General features: G+C 66.9%; 17 protein-coding genes and 1 pseudogene. 9 read left to right on the forward strand and 9 right to left on the reverse strand.

Annotated features, from left to right (window positions below; translation table 11 throughout):
• Positions 1-23: 23 nt before the first annotated feature.
• Entirely contained in the window at positions 24-362 is a 339-nt protein-coding gene (locus IEW98_RS08020) for a hypothetical protein (protein ID WP_188762402.1), read from the forward strand.
• A 47-nt stretch (positions 363-409) separates the two neighbouring features.
• Here IEW98_RS08020 and IEW98_RS08025 read toward each other — a convergent pair whose 3' ends face one another.
• The 3 genes from IEW98_RS08025 to IEW98_RS08035 are packed head-to-tail and all read right to left on the reverse strand — an operon-like array spanning position 410 to position 3,894.
• Positions 410-1,384 (reverse strand): NAD(P)H-dependent glycerol-3-phosphate dehydrogenase, encoded by a 975-nt coding sequence (locus tag IEW98_RS08025; RefSeq protein ID WP_188762403.1) that lies wholly within the window; start codon positions 1,382-1,384, stop codon positions 410-412.
• Between the two features lie 30 nt (positions 1,385-1,414).
• Positions 1,415-2,491, reverse strand: coding sequence for a tRNA (adenosine(37)-N6)-threonylcarbamoyltransferase complex transferase subunit TsaD (gene tsaD, locus IEW98_RS08030; protein ID WP_188762404.1), 1,077 nt, complete (start codon positions 2,489-2,491; stop codon positions 1,415-1,417).
• A complete protein-coding gene (locus IEW98_RS08035; protein ID WP_188762405.1) occupies positions 2,488-3,894 on the reverse strand; it encodes an MATE family efflux transporter in 1,407 nt (468 codons plus the stop codon). Before IEW98_RS08035 ends, tsaD begins: the two co-directional genes overlap by 4 nt.
• Positions 3,895-4,174: 280 nt before the next feature.
• Here IEW98_RS08035 and hemC point away from each other — a divergent pair, with 280 nt between their 5' ends.
• From hemC to IEW98_RS08050, 3 genes are read left to right on the forward strand one after another with little or no spacing between them, the layout of a single operon-like run.
• On the forward strand, positions 4,175-5,104 hold the full coding sequence (gene hemC, locus IEW98_RS08040; RefSeq protein WP_188762406.1) for a hydroxymethylbilane synthase: 930 nt from the start codon (positions 4,175-4,177) through the stop codon (positions 5,102-5,104).
• Entirely contained in the window at positions 5,104-5,781 is a 678-nt protein-coding gene (locus IEW98_RS08045; RefSeq protein ID WP_188762407.1) for a uroporphyrinogen-III synthase, read from the forward strand. Before hemC ends, IEW98_RS08045 begins: the two co-directional genes overlap by 1 nt.
• Before the next feature lie 9 nt (positions 5,782-5,790).
• A complete protein-coding gene (locus IEW98_RS08050) occupies positions 5,791-6,807 on the forward strand; it encodes a hypothetical protein (protein ID WP_188762408.1) in 1,017 nt (338 codons plus the stop codon).
• 1 nt (position 6,808) lies between these two features.
• On the opposite strand, the gene IEW98_RS08055 is transcribed toward IEW98_RS08050, so the two are convergent.
• Both IEW98_RS08055 and IEW98_RS08060 read right to left on the reverse strand, forming a co-directional pair.
• Positions 6,809-7,486 carry a YggS family pyridoxal phosphate-dependent enzyme gene (locus IEW98_RS08055; protein WP_188762409.1) on the reverse strand — a complete coding sequence of 226 codons (678 nt, stop codon included), beginning with the start codon at positions 7,484-7,486 and terminating at the stop codon, positions 6,809-6,811.
• Positions 7,487-7,491: 5 nt separating this feature from the next.
• Positions 7,492-8,280, reverse strand: a complete 789-nt coding sequence (locus tag IEW98_RS08060; RefSeq protein ID WP_188762410.1) for a hypothetical protein — start codon at positions 8,278-8,280, stop codon at positions 7,492-7,494.
• Between the two features lie 241 nt (positions 8,281-8,521).
• Here IEW98_RS08060 and IEW98_RS08065 point away from each other — a divergent pair, with 241 nt between their 5' ends.
• Genes IEW98_RS08065 through holA form a run of 4 tightly spaced genes read left to right on the forward strand, consistent with a single transcriptional unit; the run spans position 8,522 to position 13,011 of the window.
• Positions 8,522-8,920: a DUF3576 domain-containing protein gene (locus tag IEW98_RS08065; RefSeq protein ID WP_188762411.1), complete on the forward strand. Its 399-nt coding sequence runs from the start codon at positions 8,522-8,524 to the stop codon at positions 8,918-8,920.
• 10 nt (positions 8,921-8,930) lie between these two features.
• Positions 8,931-11,468 (forward strand): leucine--tRNA ligase, encoded by a 2,538-nt coding sequence (leuS, locus tag IEW98_RS08070; protein ID WP_188762412.1) that lies wholly within the window; start codon positions 8,931-8,933, stop codon positions 11,466-11,468.
• Entirely contained in the window at positions 11,458-11,973 is a 516-nt protein-coding gene (gene lptE, locus IEW98_RS08075) for an LPS assembly lipoprotein LptE (RefSeq protein ID WP_243450630.1), read from the forward strand. The genes leuS and lptE overlap by 11 nt, the downstream gene beginning before the upstream one ends.
• Positions 11,974-11,976: 3 nt before the next feature.
• On the forward strand, positions 11,977-13,011 hold the full coding sequence (gene holA / locus IEW98_RS08080; RefSeq protein WP_188762413.1) for a DNA polymerase III subunit delta: 1,035 nt from the start codon (positions 11,977-11,979) through the stop codon (positions 13,009-13,011).
• A gap of 2 nt (positions 13,012-13,013) precedes the next feature.
• Here holA and IEW98_RS08085 read toward each other — a convergent pair whose 3' ends face one another.
• Positions 13,014-14,390 (reverse strand): M20/M25/M40 family metallo-hydrolase, encoded by a 1,377-nt coding sequence (locus IEW98_RS08085; protein ID WP_188762414.1) that lies wholly within the window; start codon positions 14,388-14,390, stop codon positions 13,014-13,016.
• 106 nt (positions 14,391-14,496) lie between these two features.
• On the opposite strand from IEW98_RS08085, the gene IEW98_RS08090 reads away from it, so the two are divergent.
• On the forward strand, positions 14,497-15,813 hold the full coding sequence (locus tag IEW98_RS08090) for a dicarboxylate/amino acid:cation symporter (RefSeq protein WP_188762415.1): 1,317 nt from the start codon (positions 14,497-14,499) through the stop codon (positions 15,811-15,813).
• On the opposite strand, the gene lysM is transcribed toward IEW98_RS08090, so the two are convergent.
• The 3 genes and pseudogenes from lysM to IEW98_RS08105 all read right to left on the reverse strand — a co-directional run.
• Positions 15,814-16,290, reverse strand: coding sequence for a peptidoglycan-binding protein LysM (lysM, locus tag IEW98_RS08095; RefSeq protein ID WP_188762416.1), 477 nt, complete (start codon positions 16,288-16,290; stop codon positions 15,814-15,816).
• A gap of 66 nt (positions 16,291-16,356) precedes the next feature.
• Positions 16,357-16,740: a DUF805 domain-containing protein gene (locus IEW98_RS08100; RefSeq protein WP_188762417.1), complete on the reverse strand. Its 384-nt coding sequence runs from the start codon at positions 16,738-16,740 to the stop codon at positions 16,357-16,359.
• Positions 16,741-16,749: 9 nt separating this feature from the next.
• Positions 16,750-17,631, reverse strand: a pseudogene (locus IEW98_RS08105) (YifB family Mg chelatase-like AAA ATPase); the annotation flags it as partial.
• Positions 17,632-18,815 lie beyond the last annotated feature (1,184 nt).

Here is an 18,815-nt window from a genome sequence, read left to right on the forward strand (position 1 = left end):
ATCTTCAGAAATCAGGCAGACGCATGGCCCGCAGACAGTCGAGACAGGATCCCTACGGCGACCTGCAAGCCGAACAGGAGCCGCCGGTGGTGGCGCCGCCCTGCTGGCTCTGTGGCCGTCTGACCGGCAAGACCGTCATCGCGCATCATCCCGTGCCCAAGAGCCGCGGCGGGCGCGATGTCGTTCCCATGCACCCCATCTGCCAGCAGATGCTGATCGCCAACTTCACCAATTCGGAGCTGCAACGTCACGGCATGGACGTGGAAGGGCTGCTGGCCGAACCCGGCGTGCGCAAATTCGTCGACTGGGTCGCGAAAAAGGACCCCGATTTCACCGCGACCCTGACCAAGAAGCAGCGCTGACCCGAAGTCGGCGTTCCGGCGTGTCCGGCTCCGCCTTCACTGCCCCGCTATTCGGCCTTCAGCGGCCGCGCCAGCAACCGCGCCACCGTCTCCCGTATCGGTGCCCCCGCCAGCAACGCCGCCACGCCTTCGGCGATCGGCATCTCGACCCCGACGGCGCGTGCCGCCTCGACCAGCACCGGGGCGGTCGACGCGCCCTCCGCCACTGTCCGCGTCGCCGCCAGCAAGTCGGCCACCGTCTCCCCCCGCCCGATCCCCAGCCCCAAAGTGAAATTCCGGCTGTTCGGCGACGAGCACGTCAGCACGAGGTCGCCCAGCCCTGACAGGCCGGCCAGCGTCTCCGCCCGCGCCCCCCGTGCCAGCCCGAAGCGCGTCATCTCGGCAAAGCCGCGCGCAATCAACGCCGCCCGTGCATTCAACCCCAGCCCGGCGCCCTCGACGACCCCGCAGGCAATCGCCAGCACGTTCTTCACCGCGCCGCCGATCTCCGCCCCGGTCACATCGTCCGAATAATACGGCCGGAACGCCGGCCGCGCCAACCGCGCCGTCAGCGTCTCGCCCAAGGCCTCGTCGGCGCACGCCAGCGTCACCGCCGTCGGCAGGCCGCGCGCCACTTCGCCGGCAAAGGTCGGCCCGGACAAGATCGCCACCGGCAAATCCGCCCCCGCTACATCGGCGACAACCTCGGCCATCAGCAGCAGCGACCCGGCCTCGATGCCCTTCGCACACAACACCAACGTCGGCTGGTGCTCGAGCGGACTCGCCGCCAGCACCCGCCGCAAATGCTGTGCCGGTGCCACCACCAGCCAGGTCGACACGCGCGCCAACTCGCCCATGTCGCCGGTCGCATGGATGCGCGGGCTGAGCGTCACCCCCGGCAGGAAGTCGCGGTTTTCGTGGGCGTCGTTGATCCCCGAGATTACCTCGGGCTCGCGCGCCCACAACAGGACATGCTCGGTCTCGGCGAGGACCTGCGCCAGCGCCGTCCCCCAAGCGCCGCCGCCGATCACGCCGATGGTCATTGTTCTGTTCCTAACACCGCAACAATCCGCCTACGCCCGCACGCCCGCGCCCCGCACCGCCTCCGCCCCCGGATCGAGCGGCCACCGTGGCCGTGCCGGCGTGTCCATGCCATCGCCCAGCCCCAGCGCTTCGCGTTCGGCATCACCCAGCGCCAGCCGCTCGGCCCCCGCCCAGGCAATCATCGCCGCGTTATCGGTGCACAGCCACAACGGCGGCGCGACAAATCCCAATCCCTGCGTCTCGGCCAACCCCGCCAGCGCTCCCCGGATATGCTGGTTCGACGCCACGCCGCCCGCCACCACCAGCGCCGTCGCCTGCGGGAACGCCGTCATCGCCCGCCTGGTCCGGTCGATCAGGCAATCGGTCGCCGCCGCCTGGAAACCCGCCGCCAGATCATCGCGGTCCTGCGCGGTCTTGTCGGGCAGCGCCGCCCACGCCCTCAGCACCGCCGATTTTAGCCCGGCGAACGAAAAATGCGGTTCGGCACTGCCGAGCAACGGGCGCGGCAAGGCAAACCGCTTCGCATTGCCCGATTTCGCCGCCCGCTCGACCGCCGGCCCTCCCGGAAAGCCGAGCCCGAGCACCTTCGCCGTCTTGTCGAAAGCCTCGCCGATCGCATCGTCGATCGTCGTCGCCAGCCGCCGATAGCGCCCGACGCCCTCGACCCCGAGCAACTGGCAATGCCCGCCCGAAACCAGCAGCAGCAAATACGGGAACTGCAGGCCCGCATCCGCCAGCCGCGGCGACAGCGCATGGCCCTCGAGATGGTTGATCGCCAGCAACGGCTTGCCGGCGCCCCACGCCAGCGCCTTACCGGTTACCAGCCCGACCATGACGCCGCCGATCAGCCCCGGCCCCGCCGTCGCCGCCACCGCATCGACATCGGCGAGCGTGACGCCCGCCTCGGCGAGCACCTCCGCCACCATCGGCGTCAACCGATCGGCGTGCGCCCGCGCTGCCAGTTCGGGCACGACGCCGCCGAACGGCCGGTGCGCCTCGTCCTGGCTGGCGATGCGCTGCGCCACGATCGTCCGGTCGCCGCGTACCAGCGCGACGGCGGTTTCGTCGCACGACGATTCGATTCCCAGGATCAGGCGATCATTCACCCGGTGCTGATAGACCTCGCCGGGCCGGGGGTCGACTCCCCAGCCTCTTCGCCGCCAGCCTCTTCCCCCCAAGACGTCCGCACCATCGCCGTCACCGACGCCAGGCCATATGCGACCAGCGCCGTGCCGATCAGCGCGAAGATCGTCCACAGCGGCGCATCGGTCGACACCAGCCACCAGCCGCCGATCGCGACGACCGCCAGCCGCAACGTCCCCGCCAGCACCATGCCGCCGACCCGCCCCGCCGGCATCGACGAGAAATACAGGCAGATGCCCGCCCCGAAAAACCCATAGGCCGGCCCGACCCAGCGAAAATACTGCGAGGTCGTCGCCAGCGTCGCCGGATCGCTGGTGAACATCGTCGCCCACAGGCCCGGGAAGATCGCCAGCACGACGCCGATCGTCGCCAGCCCGCCGCTGGCCACGCCCGCGGCGATCCACGCCACCCGCCGCGCCCGCGCCACCATGCCGGCACCGATCGCGGTGCCGACCAGCGGCACCGACGCGACCCCGATCGCAAACGAGATCGGCGTCAGCAGGAATTCCAGCCGCACGCCGATGCCGAACCCGGCCAGCGCTGTCGGGCCGAACTTGGCGACCAGACCGTTGAGGATGACGATCGTCGCCACCACTTGCAGCGGCGAGATGCACGCCGTGCCGCCGACCCTCAATATGTCGGCGAAATACCGCCACTCCAGCGGCACCGAGACCAGCCGCACCCGGGCACGGCCCGACCGCAGGTAGAAATACAGGAACAACGCCCCCAGCGACGCCGCCACGACCTGGCCCGCCGCCACGCCGGGCATGCCGAGCCGCGGAATCGGCCCGAGCCCGAGCCCGAGCACGCCGCCGATTGCCACCTGCGCCATCGCCATCACCAGCAGGGTCACCGATGGCACCCCCATGTTGCCGGCGCCGCGCAGCACCGACGCGAACAGATTGACCAGCCACACCCCGATCGACCCGGCGAACGCCACGCTGGCGAACGCCGCCGCCTGTTGCAGCGCCTCGCCGCGCCCGCCGATCGCCGCCAGCAACGTCGGCGCCAGCGTCAGCATCAACACCGTCGTGCACCCGCCGATGATGATGCCGATCCACATCGTGTGCACCGCCAGGATATTGGCCTTGTCGGTATCGCCGGCCCCGAGTGCCCGCGCGATCGCGCCCGAAACGCCGCCGCCCATCGCGCCCGCCGACAGCATCATCTGGAGCATCACCAGCGGAAACACGAGCGCCATGCCAGCCAGTGCCGGCACGCCGAGCGCGCCGACATACGCCGTCTCGGCCACCGCCGCGACCGACCCGGCCAGCATCGCCCCCATGTTGGGCAGCGCAAAGCGCAGCAGCACCGGCAGGATGGGTCCCGACAAAAGCGGGTTGCCGGCCGGGCCGGGCGCCTGCATCAAAATCTCGCCGCCATCCGCCACATCAAATCCAATTCGCCGTCGCTGCAGCTTTGCGCCGCCGGAAATCAGACGACAAGCTCGCCAAAACGGAGCCGCGCATAGAAAAACCATCCGGCGGCGCCGGCTAAAATCGATCCGGCAAAGGCCCGTCGCCGCCAACAGGCCGCCGCCTTGCCTCGAAACACCCCGCCGAATACCCCGGACTTCCCGTTCGCGGGTGCAAACGACCCGGCCGCCCGCCCTTGCCAAGCCCGAGATACCCTCTAACAAGCGCCCGATGACGGCTCCAGCTCCCGCTTCATTCAAGCTCGGCACCCGCGGCTCGCCGCTCGCCCTCGTCCAGGCCCGCCTCGTCGCCGCCGCCCTCACCGCCGCCCATGGCTGGGGCCCGGAGGTGGCCCAGATCGTCGCCATCACCACCACCGGCGACCGCGTCCAGGACCGCCCGCTCGCCGAAATCGGCGGCAAGGCCTTGTGGACAAAGGAACTCGACGCCGCGCTCATCGACGGCCGCATCGATTGCGGCGTCCATTCGATGAAGGATGTCGAGACCCAATTACGCGACGGCATCGCCCTTCTCGCCATGCTGCCCCGCGCCGACGTTCGCGAACGCCTGATCGGCGCCGAAAGCATCGACGCCCTGCCACACGGCGCCCGCGTCGGCACCTCCAGTCCCCGCCGCACCGCCCAGCTCCTGTCGCTCCGCCCCGACCTGCGCACCGAAACCATCCGCGGCAACGTTGCCACCCGCCTCGCCAAGGTCGGCAGCGGCGAACTCGACGCCACTATCCTCGCCGCCGCGGGCCTCGATCGCCTCGGCTATGCCGACGGCGCCACCCTTTCCATCGACGTCATGCTCCCCGCCAGCGCCCAGGGGGCCATCGGCATTACCGCCCGCGAAGGCGACTGGACGACCGCGCCGCTACTGGCGGCGATCAACGATATCAATACCTTCTCCGCCGTCAGCCTCGAGCGCGGCTTTCTCGGCGGGCTCGGCGGATCATGCCACAGCCCAGTCGCGGCGCTCGCCACGATCGCCGGTGGCCGGGTCTATTTCCGCGCCGAGATCATGACCGAGGACGGCACCGAGATCGAACAAGGCGGCTTCGAATCGACTCTTGAAGACGCTCCGGCGCTCGTCGCCGCACTGGCCGCCGACATGCTGGCAGACGCCAGCCCGGCGCTGCGATCGCTTTTTTCGGCCTGATGCGGATTCTCGTTACCCGGCCACTGCCCGGCGGCGAAAGGAGCGCCGCTCGCCTGCAAGCCCATGGTCATAAAGCGCAATTATCACCACTGCTGGCCACCGAAGCCGTCGCCTGGGCACCCCCCGAGACGGCGCACGCCGCCATCATGCTGACCAGCGCCGCCGCTGCGCGCCTCGCCGGACCAACTGCCGTCGCCTACCATGCGCTGCCGGTTTACACCGTCGGCGCCGCCACCGCCGCGGCCGCCCGCACCGCCGGGTTTATCGATATCCGCGATGGCGGCGGCACCGTGTTTTCGCTGTTGAAAACAGCCGCGGCCAATGGCTTGACCGACATCCTCCACCTCGCCGGCGCGCACCGCACCCCCGCCGAAGTGCCCCCCGGGCTCACTGTTGAAACCCTGGTCGTCTATCACGCCCGGCTAATGCCGCTGTCGGTGACCCCCGATGCCGACTGGGTCCTACTCTACAGCCCCCGCACCGCTGCGCATTTCGCCGCCGAATGCGACCGCCTCGGCTTCCCCCGCGCAGCCATCGCCATCGCCGCGGTCAGCGAGGCTGTCGGCGCCGCCGCCGGCTCCGGCTGGCGGGCCGTCGCCCTCGCCGGGCACCCCGCCGAAGAGGCACTGCTGGCGGCAATCGGCGCGACGTGCCAAAAGGCGGCGACCAACCCCTGAGGGACTTTCATGGACGCGCCTTTCGATCGCGGCGAAGTCGATCGCGCCAGCCTGGACGCGACCGAACGGCTGCGCGCCCGGCTTTCCGGCCGACCGTTGGCGCCCGAAAAACGACCCGGCCGCAGTATCTTGCCGTGGGTCATTGCTTCGTTGCTGTTCGTTTTCCTCGCCGGCCTGATCGCCAACCCGTGGTTCGAGCGCAGCGTCCGCAGCCGGCTGCCGTTTGCCGGCGTCGCGGTCGTCGAACCTGCCGCCGAAGCCGAAGTCGCCGCCCTCGAGCAACGCCTGCGCCAACTCGAGGCCCGCACCGGACCGGCGGATGCACCGGTGCCCGTCGAGCGCCTCGCCCGCACCGAAGCCCAAATCGAAACCGGCGCCGACCAACTGGCGCGCGAGGCCGAGCGCATCGACGGGCTGACCGGCGACGTTGCCGGCCTTGCCGCGCGCCTGGACGCCGACCGCGAGCGTGCCGAAGTGGCGACGGCGACCGCCAACGCCGCCGCCAGCCGCGCGCAGGCCATGCTTGTCCTGGTCATCGCGCGCCGCACGGTCGACGCCGGGCGTCCGTTCGGCACGCTCGACCCGGCGCTGCGCCGTTCGTTCGAGGACCGCTATCCAGACGCCGTCAAGGCCATCACCGCGCTCGGTGCGGCGCCCGTCAGCCTGGCCATCTTGCGCAGCGATTTCAACGCGATGCGCCCGGCGATCGGGGCGGCGCCGATCGCGCCGCCGCGGCAGACCTGGTGGGACGCGCTGACCGGCACCATCAGCTCGGCGGTGTCGCGTCCTGCCGACAGCGCCGTCGCCGCTGCACCCGATGCTGCCGCTGCGGCGCTCGCCCGCGGCGATATTGCCGGTGCCGCAGCGCAACTTCGCCGCCTGCCTTCGCCGCGTCCAGCTGCGCTGAGCAACTGGCTGGCCGCCTATGATCGCTTGCAGGCCGGGTCACAGGCACTGGCCATGCTCGAAGCCGCGATGGTCCTGCCGCCGCCCGAGCCAATCACCGAAGCGCCGCCTGCGCGCTGAGTTACTGTCGACCGCCGAACAGCGCACTGCCGACACGAACGACAGTCGCGCCCAGCATGACGGCCGTCTCATAGTCGCCCGACATGCCCATGCTGAGGCCGCCAACACCATGATCACGCGCCAGTTTTTGTAATAGTGCAAAAAAGGGCGCCGCTTCGGTATCGGCAGGCGGCACGCACATCAATCCGGCGATCGGCAACCGCTCGGTGCGTGCCAGCGCCAGCAGCCCGGACAGGTCACCGATCGCGCAACCGCCCTTTTGCGGCTCGGCGCCGATATTGACCTGGATGAAACAGTCCGGCGCCTTGCCCGCCGCCGCGATGCCGCGTCCGAGCGCCGTTACCAGTGACGGCCGGTCGACCGAATGGATGACATCGAACAAGGCGATCGCTTCGGCGGCCTTGTTCGACTGCAATTGCCCGACGAGATGCAGCCGCAAGCCGGAGGTCGCCGCCCGCAGGCCCGGCCATTTGTCCTGCGCCTCGGCAACGCGATTTTCGCCGAAGCTGCGCTGCCCGGCGGCAATAAGCGGCGAAATCGCCTCGGCCGGCCAGGTCTTGCTGACCGCGACAAGCTCGATATCGGCAACTGCGCGACCGGAATTTCGCGCTGTACGCCCAATGGTTTCGTGAACCGTGCCCAGCCGATCGGCGGCGCTGTCGGCAATACTATCCGTCATTGCGCTCAGAAAGCGAAGTTGGTGCCGAAATACACCGACCGGTCGGCGGCGTCGATGTCGAGCAGCGATGGCACCGTCGGCGCCAGCTTGTAACGCACGCCGCCCGTCACCGAAAGCCGCGGCGCCACCGAATAGGCGCCCTCGAGCTCGACCGAATAACGCCGCTCGATCGGCGCAAACGACAGCAGCTGACTTTCCTCGGCAATGCCCTGGAGGCTCGTCTGCCAGTTGCGACCGCGATAGCTGACGCCAATATCGACGGCTTCGCGGCGACCCGCCAGCAACGCCGTCGGCGCCGGTTCGGCACGGCTGAAACCGGTGTTGATGGCAAAGCCCTTCCAGGCCACCGTCAGGTCGACGTCATACGCCGTCGGCAAGGCGGCCAGGGTCTCGGTCGGCACGACAGCACGCGAACGATCGGGGGTCGCCGCCGTCATCCGGGTGTTGACGCCGAGCGACAGTGCCTTGCGGTTGTCGCTTTGCCCCGATGGCGTGAACCGGAACGCGCGTTCGACCGTCTGCAAGCGCGCGCTCGATGCACCGGTGCCGGCCGCCGTGAAACTGAACTTCGATGCGTCGCTGACCGGCGACTGGAACGGCGTGACCGGGGTTTCGAAGCTGAAGCGCTGCTTGACCGGCTTCGTGGGGGCCTTGGTCGTGCCGGCCGCGAGCACGGGCATCGCCGCCAGCGAAGCCGCCGCGAAGGACGCAAGCAGGCGCACGCCGACAGCCGGAAATATCCGGCTGATGGTAATGGCGCGTGTGTCCCCGCGCGACTCGCCTGCCCCTATCATCGTTTCATCCTATCAGCCCGCAATCGCCGCGCCCAGATATTAACGACCACCCGGCCGGCATCTCCCGGAATATTTCGGGGCACTGTGATTAGATTCCCACAATCGAGCCGCAAACCGGGGCTTTCACGCCCGTTCGACAAGGCTTGGCGCATTGGCTTTGCCGCGCCTATAAGCGCCGCAACATTGTTTGGAAGGTTCGCCTGTGCGTCGCGTCGCTATTATCTTGGTTGGTCTGACGTTGATGGCCCCGCTCGCGGCTTGCGGCGGCAAGGACAAGCCGCAGCCCGGCACGGCCGAGGCACCGGCCCGGCTGACGACGATCGGCGTTAACGCCTATCTGTGGCGCGCTTCGCTCGACACAATCGGATTCATGCCGTTGTCGCAGGTCGATTCCAACGGCGGCGTCATCATCACCGATTGGTACGCCACCCAGCAAAGCCCCAATGAGCGCGTCAAGGTGACGGTTGCCATCCTCGACACCGACCTGCGTTCCGACGCCATCAAGGTGACCGCCATCCGCCAAACTCTCGCCGGCAGCGGCTGGATCGATGCGCCGGTGCGCGCCGGCACCGTGCAAAAGCTCGAGGAAACCATCCTGACCCGCGCCCGCGACCTGCGCCGCGCCCAATTCAGCGGCTGATCAGCGGCCGATGGCGACGCGATTCGATCACAAGGGCGCCGAAACGCGCTGGCAACAGGCATGGGACACCGCCGGCAGCTTCGTCGCCGACGATGCCAGCCGCAGGCCCAAGGCCTATGTGCTGGAGATGTTTCCCTATCCATCGGGACGCATCCACACCGGCCATGTCCGCAACTACACGATGGGCGATGTCATCGCGCGCACTCGCCGCGCCCAGGGTTTCGAAGTCCTTCACCCGATGGGCTGGGACGCCTTTGGCATGCCCGCCGAAAACGCCGCCATCGAGCGCGGCATCCACCCCGGCGGCTGGACGCGCGACAATATCGCGGCGATGCGCGCCCAGCTGAAGCGTCTCGGTTTCGCCTTCGACTGGAGCCGCGAGCTCGCCACCTGCGAGCCCGAATATTACGGCCAGGAACAGGCGCTGTTCCTCGACCTCCTCGCCGCCGGTCTGGTCTATCGCAAGGAATCAGCGGTCAACTGGGACCCGGTCGACATGACCGTGCTTGCCAATGAACAGGTCATCGACGGTCGCGGCTGGCGCTCGGGTGCCGTCGTCGAACGCCGCCGGCTGAGCCAATGGTTCCTGCGCATCACCGATTTCGCCGACGACCTGCTCACCGGCCTCGACGCGCTCGAGAACTGGCCCGAAAAAGTTCGCCTGATGCAGGAAAACTGGATCGGCAAGTCGCAGGGCATGCGCTTCACCTTTGCGGTAGCCCACTCCGAGACACGGTTCGACGTCTTCACGACGCGTCCCGACACGCTGTTCGGCGCCAGTTTCGCAGCGCTGGCGCCCGATCACCCGATCAGTCAGTCGCTGGCCGAGAACAACCCGGCGCTGGCCGCCTTCATCGCCGAATGCCGCGCCGGTGGCACCTCGACCGCCGACATCGAGGGCCAGGAGAAAAAGGGCTTCGACACCGGGCTCAGCGTCATTCACCCGCTCGACCCGACCATCCGCCTGCCGGTGTTCGTCGCCAATTTCGTGCTGATGGACTATGGCACCGGCGCCATCTTCGGCTGCCCGGCGCACGACCAGCGCGACCTTGATTTCGCTCGCAAATATGCGCTGCCGGTGATGCGCGTCGTCGCCCCGGAAGGCGAGGCCGACACGCCGATCCAGGCCGAGGCCTATACCGGCCCGGGCACGCTGATCAACTCGCGCTTCCTCGATGGCATGACCATCGATGCCGGCAAGTCGGCAGTCATCGCGCGCGCCGAAGCCGAAGGCTGGGGGCAGGGCACCATTGTCTGGCGGCTGCGCGACTGGGGCGTATCGCGCCAACGCTATTGGGGCACGCCGATCCCGATCATCCACTGCGACGGCTGCGGCGTCGTCCCGGTCCCGCACGACCAGCTGCCGGTCGTCCTGCCCGAAGACGTGACCTTCGATGTGCCGGGCAACCCGCTCGATCATCATCCGACGTGGAAGCATGTCGACTGCCCGGTCTGCGGCAAGCCGGCCCGGCGCGAAACCGACACGCTCGACACGTTCGTCAATTCGTCGTGGTATTTCATCCGCTTCGCCAGCGCGCCGACGGACCAGCCATTCGATCGTGCAATCGCCGAAAAATGGCTGCCGGTCGGCCAGTATATCGGCGGCGTCGAGCACGCGATCCTGCATCTCCTTTATGCCCGGTTCTGGACCCGCGCGCTCAATCGCATCGGACGTCTTGGCGTCACCGAGCCCTTTGCCGGCCTGTTCACCCAAGGCATGGTCACTCACGAGACCTACTCGCGCGACCAAGGCGAAGGTCATGCGCCGCTGTATTTCACCCCGGAGGAAGTCGATCGCACATCGGCCGGCGCGACGCTCAAGGCCGATGGCGCGCCGGTCGAGGTCGGCCGCATCATCAAGATGTCGAAGTCGAAGAAGAACGTCGTCGACCCCGATACGATCATCGAAACTTATGGCGCCGACGCGGTGCGCTGGTTCGTCATTTCGGATTCGCCGCCGGAACGCGACCTGGCCTGGTCCGAAGCCGGCATCGACGGCGCCTGGCGCTTCGTCCAGCGCGTCTGGCGTCTGGCGGAGGATTGCGCGTCGACCGAACCTTTGGTCGGCGGGGAGCCCGATCTGAAGCTGGCGCGCATTCTGCACCGCGCTATCGCCGCGATCACCGTCGATATCGACCGGCTGCAGTTCAACAAGGCGATCGCCCGTTTGTATGAACTGGTCACCGCCATCGAACGCGCGCCGGTATCACCGACCCGTCTCGAGGCTATCCCGGTGCTGCTGCGGCTGATCTCGCCGATGACGCCGCACCTTGCCGAGGAAAGCTGGGCGCTGCTCGGCCAGCCCGGCATGGTCTGTGATGCTGCCTGGCCGGTTGCCGATCCGGCGCTGCTCATCGACGACACCGTCACCATCGCCATCCAGGTCAACGGCAAGCTCAAGGACAGTTTCGAGACCGCCAAGGGCGCCGACCGGGGTGCGCTCGAGATTGAAGTCCTTGGTCGCGAAAAGGTCGTCCGCGCTCTCGAGGGCCGGGCGCCCAGAAAAGTCATCATCGTCCCCGACCGGCTGGTGAACCTTGTCGCCTGATCGCCGCCTCCGCGCCGGACTGACTGTCCTGCTTTTGCTGGTGTTGGCGGCTTGCGGCCTCAAGCCCGTCTATTCCGGCGGCAGCAAGAGCCCCGCCGCGGTCATGTTGACCCAGGTCGAGATCGCGCCAGTCCCCGAGCGCGCCGGCTTCCTCGTCCGCCAGGCGCTCATCGATCGCTTCGGCACGCCGGTGGCCGCACCCAGCTACCGCCTCGAAATCGAGCTCGACGACCAGATCGTCGCCTTCGGCGTCCGCGGCGACAACAGCGCGGCGCGCGAACGCCGCACCCTGCGCGCTCGCTATCGCCTCGTCGATGTCGCGAGCAACGCGGTCGTGCTCGATGCCACCGCCGGCGCCGACGCCGGTATCGACCGGGTCAGCTCGAACTATGCCGTGGTTGCGGCCGAAACCACCGCGCTCGATCGCCTGTCGGTCGACATTGCCCGGCAGATCACTGCCCGCATCGCGCAATTTTCGCGCGTTGCTCCCGATGTGCCAAGCTGACGGGTGAAGGTCGACACCGCCCGCATTCAGGCGCTCTACCGCCGCTGGCCCGATGATGTGCGGCTCGTCCTGCTCCACGGGCAGGACGCCGCCGCCTCGCGCGACCATGCCGACCAACTCGCGCGCCAGTTCGCCGATCCGGCCAATCCGATGGCGGTCGAAACCCTGGCCGGCAACACAGTCTCGTCCGACCCGCAAAGCCTTGTTGCCGCCGCCGGCATGATGTCGATGTTCGGCGACCGCACCCTCGTGCGCGTCGAAGGCCTCGAGGAGGACGGGCTCGCTGCGATCACCGCGCTGCTCGATAGTCCGGCCGGCAACCCCGTCGTCGCCATCGCCGGAACCCTGAAAAAAGGCTCCAAGCTCCAGGCTTTTGCTGAAAAGACCGCGCAAATCGCCTCGTTGGTCAGCTACGAACCCAGCCTGCGCGATGCCACGCGCCTCGTGGGCGAAATCGCGGCCCCGATGGGCCTGCGCGCCAGCCGCGAAGCCGCCATCGCGCTATTCGAAGCCGCCGCCGGCGACCGCACGTTGATCCGCCGCGAAGTCGAAAAGCTCAGCCTCTATCTCGACAGCGATGCCGACCGGCCGCAGCCGCTCGAGGTCACCGACGTCGCCGCGCTCGGTGTCGGGGCAGGGGACGCCGACCAATACGCCCTTGTCGCCGCCGTCGCCGGTGGCCGTCCCGCCGCGGTCGTCGACCTGCTCGGGCGCCTGCCCACCGGCATCGGCATCGTCGTGCTGCGCGCCATCGAACGCCGCCTGACGATGCTGCTATCCCTGCGCGGCATCGTCGATGGCGGCGCCAGCGCCAGGACCGCCGTCGAAGGCGCCCGACCGCCGATCTTCTGGAAGGAAAAGGACGCCGTCGCCATCGAGCTGACGCTGTGGACCACGCAAGGCATCGTCCGCAGCCTAGGTGAAATCCTCGCCGCCGAGCGCGCCATCAAGACGAGCGGCAGCCTGGGCGAAACCCTTGCCGACACGGCGATCCTGACCCTCGCCCGGCGCGCCGCCGCCGGCCGCCGAGCGCACTAGGCCTATTTCGCCAGTTCGGTGATGAGGACCTGCCAGTGCCGCAGTGCCGGCGCGATCGCCGCCAGCGGAATGCGCTCATTGAGACCATGGGCAAAGGCGTCCTCCTCGCGCATGAACAGCGCGCTGGTCCCATATGAGGGGATCCCCAAAGCCCGGTAGAAGACGCTGTCGGATGCGCCCGAATCCATCACCGGCGTCACCGCCACGCCCGGCCGGTTGGCGGAGACGGCCTTGCCGACCGCCGCCATGATGTCGCCCCGCAGCGGCGAAGGCGGCGGCGATGGCCATTCGAGCACGGCTTCGATTTTGATCGCCGGGTCGCTGATCAGCGCCCGCAGCTCCTGCGTTACCGCAGCCACGGTGAAGCCCGGAAAAATTCGGCAATTGATCGTCAGCTCGGCCTTTTGCGGCAAGGCATTCGGCGCATGGCCGCCGGTGATCATCGTCGGCACGCACGTCGTCGCGATCTGCCCGATGCCGCCCGGCGCGGCGCTCAATGTCGCGATCGCCGCGGCGTCTGACGGGTTTTTGGCGAACGCCAGCATCGCTGCGCCCATGGCACCGCCGATCTTGGTCCCTTCCGCCGTCAGCGACGCCCTTGTGATGTGGTTGATCTGCGGCTTGAAGCGATAGTCGCTGATTTTGCCGGCCGCGGTGCCGATCTGCGCGATGGCGTTGGGGCTGGTCGGGCGGCTGCTATGGCCACCCGGATTGGTCACCGTGATCCGGTAGTCGACATAGGTTTTTTCGGCCGCCGACAGGCCATAGCCGATGGGCGTGTTGCCGGTATCGAGCGCGCCGCCGCCGCCATCGCTGTTGAGCATGAAATCGACCCCCGCCGCCTTGGCTTGCTTTGCCTGCAGCACGGCCGTCGTGCCGTCGGTTTCCTCGTCGCCCGAAAGGAACAGATGAATGTCGCGGCCCGGTACAAAGCCGCTCGACTTCAGTTTCGCCAGCGTCGCCACGACCATCGACACGTCGAACTTGTTATCGCCGACGCCGCGCCCGAACAGATAGCCGCCATCCTCGATTGCCTTGAACGGATCGCGGACCCAGTCCTTGGGATCGGCCTCGACCACGTCCATATGCCCGGTGATGGCCATCGGCGGCTTGTTGCCCTTGCCCTTCCAGACCAGGTGCAGATTTGCCGTTTCGCCGACCGGCTCGATCGCGATGTCGCCGGCGGCAAAGCCTGCGCCGACAAGCGCCGATTTCAGATATTCGGCATAGGCCGGCACCTTGCCGCGACCCTTGACCGTGTCGAATGCAACGCCTTTTTCGAGGATGGCCCGGGCGTCGGCGGCGTCGCCGGGTGCCGCCTGCCCCGGTCCCGCCGCGATCAGCATTGCTAGGACGGGCACGGCAGAGAATTTGATCATCCGATGTTTCTAGAGCAATTCAGCGCTACCGCCAGCAGGGGCCGGTATTTTGCCCGCAGCAAAATCGCTTGACCCGAACCGCCTCTCCCCCGAAGCCTACGCCCCCATGGCCACCAATCGTCTGACCCGCTGGATCCTTATCGCGCTCGTTGCCGGGTTGATCACCGGCTATGCCATCAATCGGCTCGCCGCGACGCCCGACCAAGCCAAGGAGGCGGCCTACTACCTCGGCATCGTCACCAACGTCTTTCTCCGCCTTATCAAGATGATCATCGCGCCGCTGGTGCTGTCGACGCTCGTCGTCGGCATCGCGCACATGGGCAGTGGCGGTGCCGTCGGCCGCACCTTCATCCGCACCATTGCCTGGTTCATCGCGGCGTCGGTCGTGTCGTTGTCGCTCGGCATCTTCATGGTCAATCTGCTCGAACCCGGCGTCGGTGTGGGCCTCGCGCTGCCGGCCGCCGATGCTGCCTCGGGCATCGCCAAGACCAATTTCGACCTCGCCAAGTTTATCGAACACATCGTGCCGAGCTCGATCATCGATGCCATGGCGACCAACGAAATCCTCCAGATCGTGGTGTTCTCGCTGTTCGCCGGTACTGCGCTGATCGCCATCGGCGACGCCGGCAAGCCCATTGTCGCCGGCCTCGATGCGGTGATGCACATGATGCTCAAGATCACCGGCTATGTGATGAACGTCGCGCCCGCCGCGGTCTTTGCCGCCATCGCGTCGGCGATTGCTGTCGAGGGCCTCGGCATCCTGCTTGTCTTCGGCAAGTTTATCGGCGGCTTCTACCTCGCGCTCGCGGTGCTCTGGGTCGTGCTCCTGGGGGCCGGATCCGCGGTCATCGGCTTTCCCGCCATCCGCCGCCTGATCCCCGCCATTCGCGAGCCATTCCTGATCACCTTCGCCACGGCATCGTCCGAGGCCGCCTATCCCAAGCTGCTGCAATCGCTCGAGCGCTTCGGCGTGCCGAACCGGATCGCCAGCTTTGTGCTGCCGCTGGGCTATTCGTTCAACCTCGACGGCTCGATGATGTACTGCGCCTTTGCCAGCATCTTTATCGCCCAGGCCTATGGCATCGAGCTTTCGCTTGCCCAGCAGGTCTTCATGCTCGGCATGCTGATGATCACCTCGAAGGGCATCGCCGGCGTCCCGCGCGCCAGCCTGGTGGTCATCGCCGCGACCTTGCCGTTCTTCGGCATCCCCGAAGGCGGCCTTGTCCTTATTCTCGCGGTCGATCACTTCCTCGACATGGGGCGCAGCGCCACCAACGTCATCGGCAACGCAGTCGCCACTGCCGTCATCGCCAAATGGGACACCGGCGTCGTGCCGGTCGCCACCATCGAGGCGGTTGCCGGTAGAAACGAAAAGGGGCGACACCGAAGTGCCGCCCCTCGCCGAACGTCTGTCAATCCGTGATCAGAGCGGCGGAACGCGCAGCACCTGGCCCGGATAGATCTTGTCCGGATGCGTCAGCATCGGGCGATTGGCCTCGAAGATCTTGTTGTACTTGTTGGCATCGCCGTACAGCCGCTTGGCGATCGCCGACAGCGTGTCGCCCTTTTCGACGGGGTAGAACACCACCGCGTCCTCATCGGCATGATCGTCGCCCTGTGCCGGGGCTGGCGCGGCGCCGGCCGGTGGCTGGATCGAGGACAGCGGCACCCGCATCTGGTTGTTGACCTTCTGGATGCCGTCGTTGTTGCCGACCGCCATGACGATCTTGGACGCTTCGGCGCGATTGACCGCAAGCCCGGTCACTGTCGCGACACCGTCGGCGATCGTCACGCCGAAATTTTGCACCTGAAGCCCAAGCGTCTTGACCTGCGCTGTGATCTTGTCGGGATCGGGCCCACCGACACCGAGCTTTTCCTTGATGAAACTGTAGATGCCCATGCGACTTCTCCTTGGGTTTGGATGTCTAACGCAAAATTCCTGCTAACGGTCCTTCGTGACGATCTGTCAGGCGACAGGATCGGGCCCGAAGCGATTGACGCCCACGGTACCACGCTGGACGTACCAGACCAGCAGAATGATGCTGCCGATAATCGGGATCAGGCCGAGCAGCAGGAACCAGCCCGATTTGTCGCGATCATGCAGGCGCCGGATGCCGACGGCAATGCTGGGAATGATAAATGCCAAGGCCGCCAGCCCGGTGAACGGCCCAGCGCCATATTCGACATAACGATCGGTGCCGATGACCATCGCATCGACCATGCCCAGCACGGCGATGACAATCACGGTGAACAGCCAGAACCACCAATATTCCTGGCGCCGCGCGCGCCCCTCGAACGTCGCATATTTGCGCAGCGGCTCGATCATCCACCGCGTCACGGGCTTGTCCATGGTGTCCCCCTAGTTTGTCGGCGCGCGGCGACGGTAACTCAACGCCTCGGCAATGTGAATGCGGGCCACCGTTTCGGCACCGCCAAGATCGGCAAGCGTCCGCGCCACCCGCAGCACCCGGTGATAACCGCGCGCGGAGAGCCGCATCGATTTCGCCGCTTGCGCCAGCAGCTTGGCCCCCGCGGCGTCGGGCGTCGCCGCCGCCTCGAGCACCTTGCCATCGGCCTCGGCATTGGTCCGCACCTTGACCCCGGCATAGCGCGCCGTCTGGATGGCGCGCGCCGCCGCCACGCGCGCCGCGACATGCGCCGATGTTTCGGCCGGCGGGGGCAGCGTCAGGTCGGCGGCGCTCACCGCCGGCACGTCGACATGGAGATCGATGCGGTCGAGCAGCGGCCCCGAAATCCGCGCCTGGTAGTCGGCGGCGCATTTCGGCGCCCGCGAACACGCCTGTGATGGGTCGCCCAGGTGCCCGCACCGGCACGGGTTCATCGCCGCGATCAACTGCACCCGCGCCGGATAACTGACATGCGCCGCGGCGCGAGCGACCATCACCGTGCCGGTTTCGAGCGGCTGGCGCAGCGAATCGAGCACGCCGCGCTGGAACTCGGGCAGCTCGTCGAGGAACAAGATCCCCAGATGCGCGAGGCTGACCTCGCCGGGTCGTGCCCGCGCCCCGCCGCCGACCAATGCCGGCATCGAGGCGCTGTGATGCGGGCTGCGGAACGGCCGCGTGCGCACCAGCCGGCCGCCCTCGAGCTCCCCCGCCATCGACGCCACCATCGACACTTCGAGCGCTTCCGCCGGCGTCAGTTCAGGCAATATCCCCGGCAAGGCCGCCGCCAGCAACGACTTCCCCGACCCCGGCGGCCCGGTCATGAGCCTATTATGTCGTCAAGACCCCTTCTTTTTGATTGCTATGCGGTGATGTGGGAGCTCACACCGACTAGGCGATAAGTTGTTCTCCTCTGGCTAAGGTTCAGGTGTCACAAAGAGCCAGCGCCAAAGCCAAACGAGGAAAGCGAGAGGTATTGTAATCGCTAGAAGCGCCAGCAATCCAAAGAGCGCCAGAAGTAGCCGCTCTAATTGTGCTTCACTCATACAGTCCCCCTGTCAGCTACGCGCCACCGTAGAGAGGCGAACCAACAACAACAACTGGCAGGCTTTAGCGGTGTTTTTGAACACAGGGGGAGGCAGGCTTCAGGGACTCAGGCGAGGCGGCGAAAGGGGACCCAAGGCTCGATAGGCGGCGATCACTATACCGTGAGAGGGTCGGACGCCCTTCGTCGCTAGTAGCTTCTCCATCCTTCTACAGTCCGCACTGAAGACCTAGGCGTCACGGCCATGGGAGGTGGGGTCTATGCACTGTTCCAAGTTCCTGAAGGCGAGGAGGCCGCACAACAGCTCATCCTAACAGAGGGCCAGGTCCAAGGGCTTGCGGCTAAGGTTGCTGAAGCCAGCCGGGAATGAAGTTAGCCGGGGAGAGGTCGGCCTCAAACATCGACGCTACGGTGTTTCACACAAGGCTAGCTCTTGGAGTTTGAAGCACGCGGGGGTCGGGTGGGGGGTAGGTGCCACTTGGAGTTATCCACAGCCAACCTACTGTGTTCTTCTATGCTATCTCCCGCCGCCCACTGCGCCCTAGGTCGAAGCCATCAATCGGCCCTCCTAAGCCGCCGTCTAGCCGCCCTCGAAACAGGGGTGCATATTACTACACGTGTGCGGGCGGTGCGCGGGCCTGCGTCATAGTCAAAAGAACTTAAGTAACTTAAGTAGGCTCAGGTCGTAAGGCTTAAGCCTTTCGCTACTTAGGTAACAGATAGAAGAAAGAAAGAACTTAGGTAGCTTAAGGGGCCTTGGTTCCTCATTGGGTCAATCTCTAAACCCCCTAGTTCCTTTAGGCTTGAGGTGTGGAGGTCATCTAGAGTCATTCTCCCAATAACTTTCAGCTGCTTTCGCTGCCGCTCAGGCGTAAGCATCCGGTGAGAACCGCATGGGGCGGCGCCGTTCAGGCTTTTCGGCGGCTCCATCGACGTCCGAGGGCTTCGAGGGCTTGATCGATAGCGGCGGTATCG

The sequence above is a fragment of the Sandarakinorhabdus glacialis genome (genome assembly GCF_014643455.1).
Lineage (GTDB): Bacteria > Pseudomonadota > Alphaproteobacteria > Sphingomonadales > Sphingomonadaceae > Sandarakinorhabdus > Sandarakinorhabdus glacialis.